This is a genomic window from Nitratireductor sp. J20-h4 (assembly GCF_056780505.1).
Genome location: NZ_CM165557.1, coordinates 116,013 through 132,408, shown reverse-complemented (window position 1 = coordinate 132,408; position 16,396 = coordinate 116,013). Strand labels below are relative to the sequence as shown.

At 66.2% G+C, this 16,396-nt stretch carries 16 protein-coding genes; 4 read left to right on the top strand and 12 right to left on the bottom strand.

All coding sequences use genetic code 11. From position 1 onward, the window contains the following. Window positions 1–118: 118 nt before the first annotated feature. Window positions 119–1,177: an ornithine cyclodeaminase gene (locus tag ACT2B0_RS00685; protein ID WP_473460497.1), complete on the bottom strand. Its 1,059-nt coding sequence runs from the start codon at window positions 1,175–1,177 to the stop codon at window positions 119–121. Between the two features lie 2 nt (window positions 1,178–1,179). Beyond that, entirely contained in the window at window positions 1,180–2,100 is a 921-nt protein-coding gene (rocF, locus tag ACT2B0_RS00680; RefSeq protein WP_473460496.1) for an arginase, read from the bottom strand. 131 nt (window positions 2,101–2,231) lie between these two features. Between rocF and ACT2B0_RS00675 the strand changes: the two genes are divergently transcribed. Next, entirely contained in the window at window positions 2,232–2,669 is a 438-nt protein-coding gene (locus tag ACT2B0_RS00675; RefSeq protein WP_473460494.1) for an Lrp/AsnC family transcriptional regulator, read from the top strand. Window positions 2,670–2,675: 6 nt separating this feature from the next. Here the strand turns inward: ACT2B0_RS00675 and trmB are convergent, their stop codons facing one another. The 9 genes from trmB to ACT2B0_RS00630 form a co-directional block, all read right to left on the bottom strand. Beyond that, window positions 2,676–3,374, bottom strand: a complete 699-nt coding sequence (gene trmB, locus ACT2B0_RS00670; RefSeq protein ID WP_473460492.1) for a tRNA (guanine(46)-N(7))-methyltransferase TrmB — start codon at window positions 3,372–3,374, stop codon at window positions 2,676–2,678. A 12-nt stretch (window positions 3,375–3,386) separates the two neighbouring features. After that, window positions 3,387–4,685, bottom strand: coding sequence for a methionine adenosyltransferase (gene metK / locus ACT2B0_RS00665; RefSeq protein WP_473460490.1), 1,299 nt, complete (start codon window positions 4,683–4,685; stop codon window positions 3,387–3,389). A gap of 183 nt (window positions 4,686–4,868) precedes the next feature. Further along, window positions 4,869–5,285 (bottom strand): helix-turn-helix domain-containing protein, encoded by a 417-nt coding sequence (locus ACT2B0_RS00660; protein WP_156713747.1) that lies wholly within the window; start codon window positions 5,283–5,285, stop codon window positions 4,869–4,871. A gap of 135 nt (window positions 5,286–5,420) precedes the next feature. Beyond that, complete coding sequence (lnt, locus tag ACT2B0_RS00655) at window positions 5,421–7,016, bottom strand: apolipoprotein N-acyltransferase (protein WP_473460488.1); 1,596 nt, start codon at window positions 7,014–7,016, stop codon at window positions 5,421–5,423. 123 nt (window positions 7,017–7,139) lie between these two features. Continuing rightward, a complete protein-coding gene (locus ACT2B0_RS00650) occupies window positions 7,140–8,204 on the bottom strand; it encodes a hemolysin family protein (protein ID WP_473460486.1) in 1,065 nt (354 codons plus the stop codon). Window positions 8,205–8,213: 9 nt separating this feature from the next. Continuing rightward, window positions 8,214–8,741, bottom strand: a complete 528-nt coding sequence (gene ybeY / locus ACT2B0_RS00645) for an rRNA maturation RNase YbeY (RefSeq protein ID WP_473460484.1) — start codon at window positions 8,739–8,741, stop codon at window positions 8,214–8,216. After that, entirely contained in the window at window positions 8,738–9,730 is a 993-nt protein-coding gene (locus tag ACT2B0_RS00640; protein WP_473466179.1) for a PhoH family protein, read from the bottom strand. Before ACT2B0_RS00640 ends, ybeY begins: the two co-directional genes overlap by 4 nt. Window positions 9,731–9,810: 80 nt before the next feature. Beyond that, complete coding sequence (gene miaB, locus ACT2B0_RS00635; protein ID WP_473460482.1) at window positions 9,811–11,208, bottom strand: tRNA (N6-isopentenyl adenosine(37)-C2)-methylthiotransferase MiaB; 1,398 nt, start codon at window positions 11,206–11,208, stop codon at window positions 9,811–9,813. A gap of 92 nt (window positions 11,209–11,300) precedes the next feature. After that, on the bottom strand, window positions 11,301–11,969 hold the full coding sequence (locus ACT2B0_RS00630; RefSeq protein ID WP_473460480.1) for a TetR/AcrR family transcriptional regulator: 669 nt from the start codon (window positions 11,967–11,969) through the stop codon (window positions 11,301–11,303). A gap of 244 nt (window positions 11,970–12,213) precedes the next feature. Between ACT2B0_RS00630 and ACT2B0_RS00625 the strand changes: the two genes are divergently transcribed. The 3 genes from ACT2B0_RS00625 (at window position 12,214) to ACT2B0_RS00615 (ending at window position 15,589) form a co-directional block, all read left to right on the top strand. Then, window positions 12,214–13,047: an alpha/beta fold hydrolase gene (locus tag ACT2B0_RS00625; protein WP_473460479.1), complete on the top strand. Its 834-nt coding sequence runs from the start codon at window positions 12,214–12,216 to the stop codon at window positions 13,045–13,047. 34 nt (window positions 13,048–13,081) lie between these two features. Beyond that, window positions 13,082–13,450 (top strand): VOC family protein, encoded by a 369-nt coding sequence (locus ACT2B0_RS00620; RefSeq protein WP_473460477.1) that lies wholly within the window; start codon window positions 13,082–13,084, stop codon window positions 13,448–13,450. Window positions 13,451–13,720: 270 nt separating this feature from the next. Next, the gene (locus tag ACT2B0_RS00615; protein ID WP_473460475.1) at window positions 13,721–15,589 is read left to right on the top strand and encodes a putative bifunctional diguanylate cyclase/phosphodiesterase; all 1,869 of its coding nucleotides are present in this window, start codon (window positions 13,721–13,723) and stop codon (window positions 15,587–15,589) included. On the opposite strand, the gene olsA is transcribed toward ACT2B0_RS00615, so the two are convergent. Continuing rightward, the gene (gene olsA / locus ACT2B0_RS00610) at window positions 15,553–16,374 is read right to left on the bottom strand and encodes a lyso-ornithine lipid O-acyltransferase (protein WP_473460473.1); all 822 of its coding nucleotides are present in this window, start codon (window positions 16,372–16,374) and stop codon (window positions 15,553–15,555) included. The genes ACT2B0_RS00615 and olsA overlap by 37 nt on opposite strands. Window positions 16,375–16,396: the final 22 nt, after the last annotated feature.

The following is a 16,396-nucleotide window of genomic DNA, read 5'->3' as shown; positions in this document are numbered from 1 at the left end:
GAGCGGGACCGGCGGGACCCACTCTTCGTCATCGCGACCAAGAATTTGAAGCCGATATAGTCCCGACCGGGGTAAAATGCAAGGGCCGGCGCAGCGACGCCTCGTCCCGCTTGACGGCTCAGACGGTTTGCGGCTGCGCCCGCATCAGCATGCCGAACAGGTCGCGCGGATCGTCGGGATCCGCGAGCAGATCGAGCTTGTCGAAAAAAGGAAGCCTGGACAGGAGGGCGCGCATATAGCGCAGGGCGGAAAAATCCTCGACGGCAAAGCCGACAGAATCGAACAGCGTGATCTCGTCGCGCGTGGCGCGACCGGACGCCACGCCGGTAATCACCCGCCACAGCTCGGTGACGGGATGGTCGGCGGCAAGCTGCTGTATCTCGCCTTCGACGCGGGTCTGCGGCGGGTATTCGACGAAGATCGAGGATCGCATCAGGATATCGCGATGGAGTTCCGTCTTGCCCGGACAGTCCCCGCCGACCGCGTTGATGTGGATGCCGGGGCCGACCATGTTGTCGGTCAGGATGGTGGCATATTGCTTGTCGGCGGTGACGGTGGTGATGATGTCGGCGCCCTCGACCGCCTCCTGCGGACCGCCGCACAGGGTGATGTCGAAGCCGCGGCCGGCGAGATTGCGCGCGCAGCGGCGGCTGGCGTCGCGATCGATATCGAAAAGGCGCAGCCGCTCGACGCCGACCAACGCCTTGAACGCCATCGCCTGGAACTCTGACTGGGCGCCATTGCCGATCAGCGCCATGGTGGCGGCGCCGGCGGGCGCCAGATGGCGCGCGGCCAGGGCCGACATCGCCGCCGTGCGCAGCGCGGTGAGGATGGTCATTTCGGTGATCAGCACGGGATAGCCGGTGTCGACCTCGGCCATGACGCCGAACGCCGTCACGGTCTGGCGTCCCTCCCTGGTGTTCTTGGGATGGCCGTTGACATATTTGAAGCCATAGGCCTCGCCGTCGCTGGTCGGCATCAGCTCGATCACGCCCTCGCGCGAATGCGAAGCGATGCGCGGCGTCTTGTCGAACAGCTCCCAGCGACGAAAATCCTCCTCGATATAGCGGGCCAGCTCGGCCAGGAAGCGCTCGATGCCGGTGGAGTGCACGATGCGCATCATGTTCTCGACGCTGACAAAGGGCACGAGCGCGAGTTCGGAAGGGGCGTAACCCATGGTCAAAAACTCCGTGTGGGACGGTCCATGATCCGCCGGCCAAGCAGGCTGGCGGTCAGGTCGACCAGCAAGGTGGCGGTGCGGCCGCGCTCGTCGAGGAAAGGGTTGAGTTCGACGAGGTCGAGGCTGGTGACCAGGCCGCTGTCGCTCAGCATCTCCATCACCAGGTGCGCCTCGCGGAAGGTGGCGCCGCCGGGCACCGTCGTGCCGACCGCAGGCGCGATGCCGGGATCGAGGAAATCGACGTCGAGGCTGACATGCAAAAGACCGTCTTCGGCGGCAACGCGGGCGATGAAGTCGCGCATCAGCGGGGCGGCGCCGTGCTCGTCGATGGCGCGCATGTCGTGCACGGTAACGCCGGCGGCCGTCAGCGCGCGGCGTTCGGCCGGATCGACGCTGCGCAGGCCGAAGGCGCAGATTCGCGCCGGATCGACCGGCGCCGGCAGGTCGGGAAAATAACCCTCGAAACCGGGCTGGCCGCTGGCATAGGCGAGCGGAACGCCGTGCAGATTGCCGCTGGCGGTGGTGTCGAGCGTGTGGAAATCGGGGTGCGCGTCGAGCCAAAGCACGAAGAGCGGACGCCCGCTATCGGCCGCCCGCCGCGCCACGCCGGTCACCGTGCCGGCCGATATCGAATGATCGCCGCCGAGAAAGATCGATATCGCGTCGGCACTGGCCTGGTAGGCGGCCTCGCCGAGCGCTTCGGTCCAGGCGACTATCTCCGGCAGAGACTTGAGCGCGGCGTTGGCGTGACGCAGCGCCCGTGGCGGCGCCGGGCGCGCGGCGCCCATGTCGATCACCTCATGGCCGAGTTCGCGCAAGGCGGCGACCAGACCCGCCGTACGCAACGCGCTCGGCCCCATCTCGCACCCCATACGGCCGGCGCCATCCTCGACCGGCGCGCCCACGATCCTGCATCGCAATGCCCAAACTCCCGTCACGCGTCACCGTGGCAGTGGAGCCCAGCGGTCCGGCAGAGTGAACACAATGATTTGGCATAATTTGCAGAATATTCTAGCGTATCGGCGGATAGTTTTGCCATTCTGGTCAAATCATGGATCCGCTGGATCAGAAGCTCATCACCCTGCTGCGGCACGACGCCCGGCGCAGCATCTCCGATCTCGCAATGGCGCTCAGCGTCTCGCGGGCAACCGTGCGCGCCCATATGGAGCGCCTGGAGCGGAGCGGCGACATACTCGGCTACACGGTGATCCTGCGCGCCGACGCGGTCGACCAGCGCGTTCGCGGCATCATGATGATCGAGATCGAAGGGCACGCCGCCGACCGGGTGATCCGGGCGCTGGGCGGGTTTGCGGAAGTCGCCACGGTGCACACGACCAATGGGCGCTGGGACCTGGTGGTCGAGCTCGGAACCGCCTCGCTGAGCGAGTTCGACGCCGTTTTGCGGCGTATCCGGCTGATACCCGGCATCACCGGCAGCGAGACCAGCCTGTTGCTGGCGACGCCGCGCTCGACGAAGGCGCGCCTTTGAAGGCGTTCAGCGGCGCGTGAAGGTCAGATAGGCCGGCACGCGATCCTCGCGCAGAGCCTTGGCCTCGTATCGGGTGCCCGGCCAGCCCTCGTAAGGCTTGCGCCAGTCCTCTGCCGACGCCGCCTGCCAGTCGAAGGCGGGATGGGCGCGGCAATGCAGCAGCGTCCAGTTGACGTAGCTGTCGATGTCGGACGCGAAGCGGAAGCGCCCTCCCGGCCGCAGCACCCGGGCGAAGCGGTCGAGATTGGCCGAGCCGACGAAGCGGCGTTTCCAATGGCGGCGCTTCGGCCAAGGGTCGGGATAAAGCAGGTCGATGCCGACGAGACTGGCCGGCGGCAGCCAGTCCAGCAATTCCGTCGCGTCGTCGTCGTGGAGACGAACATTACGCCGCGGGATTTCCTCGATCGCCGACAGGAACTTGGCCATGCCGTTTACGAACGGCTCGACGCCGATGAAGCCGGTTTGCGGATAACGCCCGCTCTCGTGCAGGAAATGCTCGCCGCCGCCAAACCCGATCTCGAGCCTGACATCCGAAACGTCGGCGTCAAACAGCGTGGTCAGCGGCGGCGCCCCGGCCGAAAGGTCGAGGGCCAGACGCGGCAGCAGGCGGTCGACAAGGGCCGCCTGCCGCGGACGAAGGGTCTTGCCGCGGCGCCGGCCGAAAAAAGCCTCGGTGGCCCGGCTGCCGCGCGCATCCTCCGTCATCGGGAACTCGCCTCAGGCGGCGAGCTTGGCTTTGCGGTCCTCGTCGGCGACCGCATCCTTCAGCGCCTTGACGAGATCCGTCTTCTCCCAGGAAAACGAGCCGTCCCGACCGGCCTTACGGCCGAAATGGCCGTATGCGGCCGTCTTGGCGTAGATCGGCTTGTTCAGGTCGAGATGGCGACGAATGCCGCCCGGCGACAAATCCATCACCTGGCGAATCGCCTTTTCGACCACTTCCTCCGGCACTTTGCCGGTGCCCTGCATATCGACATAGACCGAAAGCGGCTGGGCGACGCCGATCGCGTAGGAAAGCTGGATCGAGCAACGCTCGGCGAGCTTGGCCGCGACCACGTTCTTGGCGAGATACCGCGCCGCGTAGGCCGCCGAACGGTCGACCTTGGTGGTGTCCTTGCCCGAGAAGGCGCCGCCGCCATGCGCTGCCGCGCCCCCATAGGTGTCGACGATGATCTTGCGGCCGGTCAGGCCGGCATCGCCGTCGGGGCCGCCGATGACGAATTTGCCGGTCGGGTTGATGTACCAGTTGCAGTCGTCGGCGATCGACAGGTCGCCTACGGACAGCGCCTCGCGGATATAGGGCTCTACGACCTGGCGCACCTTCTTGTTGTCCCAGGATGGATCGAGATGCTGGGTCGAAAGCACGATCTGGGTGACCTCGGCCGGACGGCCGTCAACGTAGCGCACCGTCACCTGGCTCTTGGCGTCCGGACCGAGCTTGGCCGCGTCCCCTTCGCCGGACTTGCGCGCCTCGGCGAGCAGTTCGAGGATCTTGTGCGAATAGTAGATCGGCGCCGGCATGAGATCGGGCGTTTCGCGGCAGGCGTAGCCGAACATGATGCCCTGGTCGCCGGCGCCTTCCTCGCCCTGGCGGTCGGCAGAGCTGTCGACGCCCTGGCCGATGTCGGGGGACTGGGCGTGCAGCAGCACGTCGACCTTGGCGGTTTTCCAGTGAAAGCCGTCCTGCTCATAGCCGATCGAACGGATCGCCCGGCGCGCGGCCGAACGGAATTTGGACGGGTTGATGGCCGGGTTGCCGGAGGCGTCCATCACGACATTGCCGGCCTTGTCCTTCTTGATCAGGGTTTCGGGCACGCGGACCTCGCCGGCAATCACGACCCGGTTGGTCGTGGCAAGGGTTTCGCAGGCCACGCGGACCTTCCACGGGTCCATGCCGGTTTTTTTGGCTTCGCGGTAGACGAGATCGACAATTTCGTCCGAGATGCGGTCACAGACCTTGTCCGGGTGACCTTCGGAAACGGATTCGCTGGTAAAGAGATAGTTCTGGCGTGCCACGGGTGTCCCCTCTGGAATGAACGCGAAGGGCAGGATTGCCTACTTCGCGGGGGCATCTGTTAGCGAAATCAGCGCGCCATCGTCAAGAAACCAATCGCCGTTGTTGCCCGCAGCACAAGAATTGCACGGCCGCGCCGCGCCGTACCGGCGCGGTCGCCCCGTCCAAATCGGCGTGTCCGGTCGTTAGGCTTCGTCTTCGGAAGCCAGGGCCTTGACCAGGTCGATCACCTTGCGGCGCACGCGGGCGTCGGAGATCTTCACGAAGGAGCGGTTGAGCTGAAGCCCTTCCGCGCTGCTGAGAAAATCCACGACATAGCTTGTCGACCGATCTTCGGAAAACCCCTTGTTTCCCGGCAGGTGATCAACCGGCGCATCCTCGAAAAAGAACGCCACCGGCACGTTCAGGATCGATGCGATCGCCTGAAGCCGGCTGGCGCCGACCCGGTTGGTACCCTTTTCGTATTTCTGGATCTGCTGAAACGTCACACCAAGACTTTCGCCAAGCTTTTCCTGGCTCATTCCCAGCATGTTTCGCCGCAGACGAACGCGGCTCCCGACATGAATATCGATCGGGTTCGGCTTCTTCTTGTTGTCAGGCATGATGTCCTCGCCGTTTAGCACGGGCTTTTCAGTTGGCTCCAACGAATTCCCGCCAAATGCCCATAGCCCCAGAATCACGGGCGGCGAGAGAGGGCGATTTGGCAATTCATGCCTGCCTTTAGCGACTTTCGCACCTCACTTGGAACGTAACCGCTGACCGATATTCATACCACAAGCCAGGGTTGCAAAGAACAATATAATCAATAGTCCATTGCGGCCGGTTTCAATCACCAGTCGGCTTTGAACGTCGGGAACAAAAAGCGCCACGTCAAAGGTTCCGACCGCGTCGAGGGCGAACCCGTCAATGACCCGGCCCTTTTCGTCGACAACCGCCGAAATTCCGTTATTTGCCGCCCTGATCAGCGGCATTCCGGTCTCCACGGCGCGCACCTGTGCCTGGCGGAAATGCTGGTATGGACCGGCCGTATCGCCAAACCAGGCATCGTTGGTGACGTTCACGATGATGTCAGCGCGGGCGCGCGCACCGGCCAGAAGGTCCGGAAAGATGATCTCGTAGCAGATCATCGGCAGCGCGCCGACGCCACCTGGCGCGGACAGGGTACGACGCGCCGAGCCGGCCGAAAACCCGCCGACCGTCTCGGCCACGGTTTCGAAACCGAAGCCCTGCAAAAAGTCCTGGAAGGGCAGATATTCGCCGAATGGGACCAGATGCAGCTTGTCGACGGCATCGACGATCTCCCCACCGTCATTGATGGCGACGACGGCATTGTAATAGCGCGGCTCGTCCAGGGTCGAGGCGGCGGCCTCGGAGCGCACCGCGCCAAGGAACAGCGTCTGGCCGGGTGTCAGCATCGCGCCGATCGCGGCCAGCGCGTCGGGCCGTTCGGTGATGACGAAGGGCAGCGCCGTCTCCGGCCATACGATCAGGTCGGGTCTCTCCTGGCCGTCGGCGGCGGGCCGCGCCGACAGATCGAGCAGCGTCTTCATGATACGGGCCCGCTCCTGCGGGTCCCACTTGCCGCTTTGGGAAACGGAAGGCTGCACCACCCGGACCTGCAGCAATCGCCCGCCTTCGGGCGGCGGGGCGCCGTAGAGCTGGTAGACGCCAAAACCCAGATGCGCCCCGACCAGAAGCAGTGCCACGACGATGCCCGCGCCGCGATGACGCCGGAACCCGGCGAGCGCCGGCATGGCGAACACCAGGACGGCGAGCGCGTTCATGCCAAACAGGCCGACGATTCCGACCGACTGCATCAAAACCGGCGCCGGCATGGCCGCGTAGCCGACCGCGTTCCAGGGAAAGCCGGTCAGGACGAAGCTGCGTAGCCATTCGGCGATGCCGAAGGCCGCGGCGAGTGCGACGACGCGTCCGATGCCGTCGGCCCAGGCCAGGCGCGCGAGCGCGGCGGCCAGGCCGTAGAAGATCGCAAGCAGCGCGGGCAGGCCGAGCACGGCGATCGGCAGCGCCCAGGCGAAATTGTCGGCATCCACCAGAAGCGCGCGCCCGACCCACCACAGCCCGGCCACGAAATAGCCGAAACCGAACCACCAGCCGACGGTGAAGGCGCCGCGCAGCCGCCGCACGAGACGGTCTCCGGGATCGGGCGCCACGCCGTCGAGCAGCCAGACCAGCACGGTGAAGGAAACGAAACCGGCCGGGAAAAAATCATAAGGCGGCAGCGCAAGCACCGCGCACGCGCCGGCCAGGACGGCGACGACCACCCGCCGCCAGCCCCACAGCAAGATCACACGCGCGGCAAGGTCGGTCATCCAGCGTTCCAGTCAGCGAATCAGTGGCCCGAGATTTAGCAATCCGGCCGGAGACTGCCAAACGCGGCTTGCCCGAAACCGTCGCCGGCGACAAGCCCGCCGGGCATCCGGCGGGTGGCCGCGTCAGGCTTCGTCGGTCAAATGGTCCCGGAGGGAGCGCGCCCTGCGCCCGGGCACACGCAACTGCACGATGCGCACCCGCTTCACACGGCGGGGGTCGGCGTCGAGGACGTGAAACTCGAAACCGGGAACGGCCTGGACGACCTCGCCGCGCGCCGGCACCCGGCCGAGCGTGTTGAATATGACGCCGCCGATCGTGTCGACATCCTCGCTGTGCTCCTCGGCCGCGAAACCGTCGCCGATGGCCTCGGCGACGTCGTCGATCTCGGCGCGGGCATCGACGACGAACACGCCGTCGCCCGCCTCGGTGATCATCGGCTCTTCGTCGTCGTGTTCGTCCTCGATATCGCCAACGACCATTTCGACGATATCCTCCAGCGAGGCCAATCCGTCCGTGCCGCCATATTCGTCGATGACCAGAGCCATCTGGGTGCGGGCGGCGCGCATGCGGTTCATCAGGTCCGAGGCGAGCATGGAGGGTGGAACGAACAGGACCGGCCTCGTCAGGTTCAACTCCCCGATCGTACGCGACAGATCGACCTGGCCGAGGTCGAGGTCAGCGGTCTTGGCCGCCGCGCGCCGGGCTCCGCGCTGTTTTTTCGTGCGGGCGGTGCGCGTCAACTGGGTGACGGCATCGCGGATGTGGACCATGCCGCGCGGATCGTCGAGCGATTCGGCATAGACGGGCATGCGCGAATGTCCCGATTCCTCGAACATTTTCAGAAGCTCGCCGAGCGTGGTGGAGAGTTCGACGGCCTCGATGTCGGCGCGCGGCACCATGACATCCTCCACCCGCACCTCGCGCAGGCGCAGAATGTTGTGCAGCATAGCGCGTTCGCCCGGCGAAAACGGGGCGCTATCGTGCCGGCCGTCGGCGAGCGCGTCGGCCAGATCCTCGCGCAGGGTCGACCCGTTGCGCCCGCGAACGAGGCTCACAAATCTCTGGACAAGGCCCCGTCCGCCATTTTGCGGCGGCGCCTCGGTACTCGAGCTTTCCTCGGGCGGTTCGCCCGAGCCCGCATCGCCGCCGGCCTCGGGGGCGGGGGCGGCTTGTTCACGTTCGTTCATCGCAGTCGGTCATTCGCTCCGGTCAGTTGCGGCATAGGGATCGGCGATGCCAAGGCGCGCCAGAACGCGTCTTTCAGTCGCCTCCATATGGGCCGCGTCGTCGTCGGTTTCATGATCATACCCCAAAAGATGCAACAGACCATGAACCAGAAGATGGCTGAGATGGTGATCGAAGGGCTTTTCTTCCAGTCCCGCCTCGCGACGCACCGTCTCGAAGGCAAGCACGATGTCGCCCAGCATGGGCGGGATCCGGTCCAAAGACTGGTCGGGAAAGGCCGGAAAGGAGAGCACATTGGTGGGTTTGTCCTTGCCGCGCCATTGCCGATTGAGCGCGCGCATCGACTCATCGTCGCTAAAGGTCACGCCGAGCTCGCTGGTGCCGGAACGCAGATCCAGTTCCGCGATCACGGCCCCGGCCGCCGTACCGACCAGCGGCTCGAGCTTTTCCGGAGACGCCCATGCGCCGGCGGCAACGATAACCGTCACCTCGACAGCGAGCGGGCCGCTTGCGGCCCCACCCGACAATTGATCGCTCACACGTCGCCCCCGCGATGGTCGCGCCCGACGCTCTGGCGGTCATAGGCGCGCACGATCTCCGCGACGAGCGGATGGCGCACGACGTCCTTGTCTTCGAACCGCACCATGACGATGCCCGGCACCTCGTCGAGCACATGCAGGGCCTCGACCAGGCCGGACTTGGCGTTGTGCGGCAGGTCGATCTGGCTCGGGTCGCCGGTAACGATCATGCGGCCGCCCTCGCCCAGACGGGTCAAAAACATCTTCATCTGCATGGTTGTCGTGTTCTGGGCCTCGTCGAGGATGATCGCCGAATGGGCGAGCGTGCGTCCGCGCATGAAGGCGAGCGGGGCGATCTCGATCACGCCCGCGGCGAGCGCGCGTTCGACCTTGTCGGCCGGCATCATGTCGTAGAGCGCGTCGTAGAGCGGACGCAGATAGGGGTCGACCTTCTCCTTCATGTCGCCGGGCAGGAAGCCCAGCCTTTCGCCCGCCTCGACGGCCGGCCGCGACAGGATAACGCGCTCGACGAGTCCGCGCTCGAGCAGCATGGCGGCGTGCGCCACGGCCAGATAGGTCTTGCCAGTGCCGGCCGGCCCGATGCCGAAGACCATCTCGGCGCGGTCGAGGGCGCGCATATAGGCGTCCTGGTTGGGCGTGCGCGCATAGATCGTACGCTTGCGGGTGGTGATCTGGGCGGCGGCCATCTTGCCCTTCTTTTCCAGGGTCGGCAGCGTCAACTGGTCGTCGGCGGCGACCGCCATGCGCACAGCCCCGTCAACCTCGGACGACGACAGATCGACACCCTTCTGGGCCAGATCGTACAGATAATCGAGCGCGCGGCGCGCCTGTTCGGCCGCCGACGCGGCGCCGCGGATCGTGAGCTGATTGCCCTTCGAGCGGATATCGACGGAAAGCTGTTTTTCCAGCCTGGCCAGGTTCTCGTCGAACTGGCCGTAAAGCGCGCTGGCGTGTTTGTTGTTGTCGAAGGTCAGGACAATATGGGCCATGTCGGAGGCCCCGGGCGGGCTCGCCTTCAAAGTTGTGCCGGCGTTCAAACGCGTCTCCCTGGCTTGCCGCGTGCCAACGGTCAAGCGGTCACGGCAAACAGGCTGTTGGCGCCCGTGCGCGTGATTCGCACATCGACAATGTCGCCGATTTCACCCGGCTTTTCATCAAGAATCACCGGCATCAGCCACGGCGAGCGCCCGGCCCACTGACCGGGCGAGCGTCCCGGCTTCTCGATCAGCACGTCGGTCCTGCGCCCGACCAGCGTGTCGGCAAAGGCGCGCTGCTGGGTCGTGAGAAGCGCCTGGAGACGCTGCAGTCTTTCGTCCTTGTCCGCTTCGGCGACCTGCTCGCCCATCTCGGCGCCCGGCGTGCCGGGCCGCGGCGAATATTTGAACGAGAACGCCTGCACGAACGTGACATCGCGCACGATTTTCATCGTCGCCTCGAAATCGGCATCGCTCTCGCCCGGAAAGCCGACGATGAAATCGCCCGACAGGGCAATGTCGGGCCTGGCGGCCCTGATCCTGTCGACCAGGCGCAGATAGTCGGCGGCGGTATGGCGGCGGTTCATCGCCTTGAGGATGGTGTCGGAGCCCGACTGCACCGGCAGGTGCAGATAGGGCATCAGCGCGTCGAGGTCGCGATGGGCGGCAATCAGCGCATCGTCCATGTCGCGCGGGTGGCTGGTCGTATAACGCAGACGCGCAATGCCGGGAACCTCGGCCAGCCGGAACAACAATTCGCCCAGCCCCCATTGCCTGCCGTCCGGACCCTCGCCGTGCCAGGCATTGACGTTCTGGCCCAAAAGGGTGATCTCGCGCACGCCGGCTTCGGCCAGCCTTTCGGCCTCGGCCACGATCTGGCTCACCGGGCGCGACACCTCGGCGCCGCGCGTATAGGGCACCACGCAGAAGGTGCAGAACTTGTCGCAACCTTCCTGCACGGTCAGAAACGCGGTGACGCCGCGCCGCCTGACCTCGCCCTGGTGGAGTTGTGGCAGGCGCTCGAACTTGTCCTCCAGCGCGTAATCGGTCTCCACAACCTTGCCGCCGGCACGCACCTTGCGCACGGCGTCGGGCAGGCGGTGATAGGTCTGCGGCCCGATGACGATGTCGACGACGGGCGCGCGCGCGATAATCTCCTCGCCCTCGGCCTGCGCCACGCAGCCGGCAACGCCGATCACGGTCTCTCGTCCGGCGCGGGCGCGTTCGTCCTTCAGCTTGCGGAGGCGACCAAGCTCGGAATAGACCTTTTCGGCCGCCTTCTCGCGAATATGGCAGGTGTTGAGCAGGACGAGATCGGCTTCTCCCAGGACCTGTGTCGGCTCATAGCCGTCGGCCGCCAGCGCATCGGACATGCGCTGGGAATCGTAGACGTTCATCTGGCAGCCATAGGTCTTGACAAAGACCTTCTTCGGCCCGCCATCGCCCGGGCGCGCGCCTGCTTTTTCGGTATCCGCAATGTCGGTGTGGGTCATGGCCGGGCTTCTAGACCGTTTCACGGCCGGATGGAAGCGGTTGCGTTCGTCGGGCCGCGGGCCGTTCGGCCAGGTGTTGCGCGATACGCGGTTCAGGCGCGGCGATCGGCGCCATAGGCGGCGAGAAAGACACGCACGCCCTCGACCGCGCAGCGGCGCAGCTCGTCGGGGCCGGGAATCGCGGCATCGCCCAGCAGCATGGCGCGGTTGAGCGGGGCCGACATCACCAGCCAGTTGAAATGCGCGGCGGCCATGGCGGGGTCGTCGAGCGCAAGAAGGCCGCGCGCGGCCAGGCGTTCGAACAAGGCGGCCAGTTCGGCCAGCGCCCGGGCGGGGCCGCGCTGGTAAAGCACACGCGCCAGGTCTGGAAAACGGTTCACCTCGGCGATCACCAAACGGCGCAATTGCATGATGCGCGGCGTCAGCACCACGGTGAGCTGTCGATAGGCGTAGTCGTGCAGATAGGTCGCGAGGTCGTCATCGGCTTCGAAAACGGGCATCCGGCCGAGAACCCGGTCGCCGGCCGCGTCGGTCATGCTGGTGACGATTTCGACAAACAGCGCCTCCTTGCTCTCGAACTGCTTGTAGACCGTCTGCTTGGACACCGAGGACAAGGCGGCGATCTCGTCCATGCTGGCGCCGGCATAGCCGCATTTGAGAAAGACTTCGGTGGCGGCATCGAGGATGGCACGCCGCTTTTGCGCCGAACGCGTCTCGCCGCCGGCGCCGCCCGGTGATCGCGCCGATGCAGGCCTTGCCATGCTGCTTCCCTACGTTTCGCTTGCCCGTTGACAACATGGTACTGGACAGTCTAGTTTTTTGCAAACAGCAGTACTGGACCGTCCAGTCTTTTGAAGTTCGTCCACGCCGGGAGGAGCGAGAATGCCGAACCGCCGATCCGTTCTGACCCTGGCCGCGGCCATGTTGGCCACCTGGGCCGGCACGCCGGTTCGCCCGGCAGAACCCGATGACGGCGCACCGCGCCGCGCGACAGGAGACCCTGCCATGCCCCACCCTACCGAGACCTCGGCACTCAAGGTTCCCGGCGCGCGGCTCTATTATGAGGTTCGCGGCCGTGGGCCGCTGCTTTTGATGATCGCCGGCGGGCCGACCGATGCCGGCGTGTTCACCGCGCTCGCGCAGCAGCTTGCCGAGCGCTACACGGTCGTCACCTACGATCCGCGCGGCAATTCGCGCAGTCCGCTCGACGCTCCGCCCGCCGACCAGGACGTGGATGTCCATGCCGACGACGCAGCCCGGCTGATCGCCGCGCTCGGCGACGGCGGCCCGGCTTTTGTCTTCGGCACAAGCGGCGGCGCACAGATCGGGCTCAATCTCGCCGCCCGCCATCCGCAACGCGTGCACAGCCTGGTCGCGCACGAACCGCCATGCGTCCTGATGCTGGACGACCCCTCGGTGGCGATCGCCAAGGACCGGGCGATCCTCGATACCTACCGGCGCGACGGTCTCGACGCCGCGGTTCGGGATTTCATGGCGATGGCGGGGCTGGACGATGCCGGGGGACCGGCCGACCTGCCGCCGGAAATCCTGGAAACCTTTGCCCGGATCGACGCGAACATGGACTATTTCATCGCCCACGGGCTGATGCCCCTGTCGCTCTACCGGCCCGATATCGACCGGCTGCGCATCGCCGCAACGCCGGTTGCGATCGGCATCGGCGCAGCATCCAACCAGGACGCCGCCGGCCCCGGCCGCGCCCTCGCCGCCAGGCTGGGCACCGAGCCGGTTGCCTTTCCCGGCGACCACGGCGGCTACGGCCCGCATGCCGGCGCCTTTGCCGAAATCCTGCATTCGGCATTCCGACGAACCGGGCGCTGACGCCAGCCTCACCTTACCCTGCGGAGTCTCAGCCATGCATATCCAGTTCGCCGAACTGCCTGTCTTCGATCAGGAGCGCGCCAAGGCGTTTTATGTCGACACTCTCGGCTGCGAGGTCGCAGCGGACGCGCCAATGGGGCCGAATGGCTGGCGCTGGATCGAGCTGCGGTTTCCCGGCGCGGAAACCACGCTGCATTTCATCCGGCGCAACGACGATGCGCCGTCCACCGACCCGGTCCTGGTGCTGGTCGCCGACGATGTCGCGACCACTGTCGAGAAATTGCGGACACGCGGCGTCGAAATCATCACCGAACCGCAGGAGGCGCCGTGGCAGCCGGGGCGCATCGTCGCCGAATTCCGCGACACCGAAGGCAACCGCATGGTGATCGGCAGCCGCTTGTAGGCGAGGCCGAGACCCGACGCAGTCCGGTTTTGGCGCCGGTCGTCCTACCCGAGATTTCAGGATACGGCGGTAGAGATTGATTCAGCTTCTGCGCCTAACATATGCTCTCAAACTGATGGTCGGCTGTCGTGACCCGTGCCGGCGAGAGGAACATGCGGAGACGCGTGGCGTGCGATCACAGAGCCGACGAACCCGAATATGCCCCGTGAAAACGGCCATATCCGCACCCGGCCCATCCCGGCCCGGCGGCGCAACGGGTGTGGCGCGCTCGTGAACAGCCAAGCCGCTGCGCCGAACGATATCGTCCCTGCCGGATCGCCGCTTTCGCTGGGCAAGCTCGGGATCACATCGGAACAGATCGCGACGGCGCTGTCGCGCATCGTCACACATGAGGCGGGCCCGCAGCGCAACAGCAGAGCGCAGGATCTGCCGCTGGATGGCGCGGACCAGATGTGGGTCCGCTCGATGCTCGATGCGCTGCCGGCGCCGGTCTACGCCACCGATACGGACGGTTTCATTACCTATTTCAACCAGGCGGCTGAGGCCTTCGCCGGCCGCAGGCCGGTCGTGGGCGTCGATCGCTGGTGCATCACGGAACGGCTCTACACCCCCGATGGCGCGCCGCTTGCGCGTGAAGACTGTTCGATGGCGCTGGCGCTCCGGGAAAACCGGGCCGTGCGCGGCGCCGAGGCGATCGCCGAGCGGCCTGACGGAACACGGATTCCGTTTGCGCCGTTCCCGACGCCGATCCGGGGGCCGTCCGGTCAGATCGTGGGAGCCGTGAACGTGCTTCTCGACATCAGCGCGCGCAAACGCGCCGAGATGGAGGCGGCCCATCTGGCGCGCCACGACGCGCTGACCGGCCTGCCCAACCGGGCGGCGTTCCACACGACGCTGGATCAGCTCCTCGCCAGGCGCGCCGGCCGCGACATGCCCTTCGCGGTGATGCGCATCAACGTGACCGGCCACACCCATATCAGCGATATGTATGGCCACGCCACCGGCGACGAAGCGCTCCGCGCCATCGCCCGGCGGCTGAAAAAAGCCGTCGGCAAGACGCCACTCTTTCACATCGCGTCCGACACGTTCGCCCTCGTGCTGGCCAGGCCTGGCGGCCGCGACCGCCTGCGCCGCTTCGCCGAAATCCTGTGCTCGGCCGGCACCGCGGGGGCGGAGGCGGCGTGCGAGGCCCACTCGACAATTGCAATCGGCTGCGCGCTCTTTCCCGCCGACGGACGGGACGCCTCGACCTTGCTCGCCAACGCCGCCGGCGCGCTGCTGCGCGCCCGGCAGACGCGCGAAGCTCCGCTGGCGTTCTTCGATCCCAACGAAGACCTGGCTGCGCGTGACCGCCAACTGCTGAAGAGCGAACTGCGCGAGGCAATCCGGGATGGCGCGCTATCCCTACATTTCCAGCCGCAGCTTGCCGCCGACGGGACGGCCGTGGCCTTCGAAGCGCTGGTGCGATGGAACCATCCCGAGCGCGGCATGATCGCACCGGTCAACTTCATCCCGCTCGCGGAGGACGACGGCACGATCGTGGAAATTTCGGAGTGGATCCTGCGCAGCGCCTGTCGCGAGGCCGCGTCGTGGCAAAATCCGCTGCGGGTGGCGGTCAATCTGTCGCCGCTCCATTTCCGCAGCGGCGACCTGCCAGCCGCCGTCCAGGCGATCCTGAAGGAAACGGGCCTGGCACCGGACCGGCTCGAGCTCGAAATCACCGAGGGCGTCATGGTCCAGGATTTCGAGCAGGCCATGTCGATGCTACGCAAACTGCGCGACATCGGCGTGCGGATCGCGCTCGACGATTTCGGGACCGGCTATTCCTCGCTGTCCTATCTGCAGGCCTTTCCGCTCAACACGCTCAAGATCGACCGCTCCTTTACCGAAAACCTCGGCCGGGTCGAACAATCAGCGGCCATCATCCGTTCGGTCGTCGGCCTCGGCCACGCGCTCGGGCTGGAGGTCGCCGCCGAGGGCGTGGAGAGCAAGGAGCAGCTCGATTTTCTGATCGCCGAGGGCTGCGACCTCGTGCAGGGTTATTTTACCGGTCGCCCGGCCAAGATCGACAGCTTCGGCCAGTTGACCGGGCGCAACGAGGCTCAGCGCGACGACGCGCCCGGCCTGCGCAGCGCCTGAACCATCAGAGCGCGGATTTCGGCCTCCATGTGCCGCGCCACCCGCTTGCGATCGTCGCCGGGTTCGAAGCGGACCGGCTCGCCGAAATGCACCTCGACATCGATGCCGCCCTCTCGGATCAGGGCAAAAAGATGCGGTATCAGCTCTGCATCGCCAATCCATGAGGCGTGGCGCCTATGGAACCGGCCCATCGGCATGCCGTGCAGGCGGGTATAGGCGACTGCAACGGGCTGGATCGTCACGTGCGGGTCACCGTCGCCGCGATCATCGTGCTGTGCATCCAGCGCGGCCTGCGCGGCGGCAAACAGCGTGCTCTTGAACGGGGCGACGAAATTGCCGTCGGAGGTGGTCCCCTCGGCAAACAGCACCATCACGTCGCCGGTGGCGAGCCGCTCGCCCAGCGCGCCCGCCTGGACGGCGGATGTGCGGGCCCGGTCGCGTTCGACGAATACGGTGCGCTGCAGCCTGGCGAGCAGGCCGAAGACGGGCCAGCCGGCCATGTCGGCCTTGGCGACGAAACCAAGCGGCATGATCGCGCCGAGAACGGGAATGTCGGTCCAGGAAATGTGATTGGAGGCAATCAGCAACGGACGGCGGATGTCGGCCGCACCGTGGACGCTGACGCGGATGCCGAGCAGGCGCAGCACCAGCCTGTGCCAGCGGGCCGGCACCACGTCGGGGTCGGGAATGCCGACACGCAGGGCGATCATCTGGACGCCCACGGCGGCCAGTGTCGCCGGCAGCAGGACACTCAGCACGGCAACCGCCCGGATCGAAGCCATCATGGTCGCGGTGTTTCCCCTTCCC

What these genes read in the sequence shown, in the direction of transcription:
- miaB (WP_473460482.1), bottom strand. Translation starts at nt 11,208, where the DNA reads ATGACCCACACCGACATTGCGGATACCGAAAAAGCAGGCGCGCGCCCG.
- lnt (WP_473460488.1), bottom strand. Translation starts at nt 7,016, where the DNA reads ATGACCGACCTTGCCGCGCGTGTGATCTTGCTGTGGGGCTGGCGGCGG.
- ACT2B0_RS00630 (WP_473460480.1), bottom strand. Translation starts at nt 11,969, where the DNA reads ATGGCAAGGCCTGCATCGGCGCGATCACCGGGCGGCGCCGGCGGCGAG.
- ACT2B0_RS00675 (WP_473460494.1), top strand. Translation starts at nt 2,232, where the DNA reads ATGGATCCGCTGGATCAGAAGCTCATCACCCTGCTGCGGCACGACGCC.
- ACT2B0_RS00620 (WP_473460477.1), top strand. Translation starts at nt 13,082, where the DNA reads ATGCATATCCAGTTCGCCGAACTGCCTGTCTTCGATCAGGAGCGCGCC.
- trmB (WP_473460492.1), bottom strand. Translation starts at nt 3,374, where the DNA reads ATGACGGAGGATGCGCGCGGCAGCCGGGCCACCGAGGCTTTTTTCGGC.
- ACT2B0_RS00685 (WP_473460497.1), bottom strand. Translation starts at nt 1,177, where the DNA reads ATGGGTTACGCCCCTTCCGAACTCGCGCTCGTGCCCTTTGTCAGCGTC.
- olsA (WP_473460473.1), bottom strand. Translation starts at nt 16,374, where the DNA reads ATGATGGCTTCGATCCGGGCGGTTGCCGTGCTGAGTGTCCTGCTGCCG.
- ACT2B0_RS00650 (WP_473460486.1), bottom strand. Translation starts at nt 8,204, where the DNA reads ATGAACGAACGTGAACAAGCCGCCCCCGCCCCCGAGGCCGGCGGCGAT.
- ACT2B0_RS00660 (WP_156713747.1), bottom strand. Translation starts at nt 5,285, where the DNA reads ATGCCTGACAACAAGAAGAAGCCGAACCCGATCGATATTCATGTCGGG.
- ACT2B0_RS00640 (WP_473466179.1), bottom strand. Translation starts at nt 9,730, where the DNA reads ATGGCCCATATTGTCCTGACCTTCGACAACAACAAACACGCCAGCGCG.
- ACT2B0_RS00625 (WP_473460479.1), top strand. Translation starts at nt 12,214, where the DNA reads ATGCCCCACCCTACCGAGACCTCGGCACTCAAGGTTCCCGGCGCGCGG.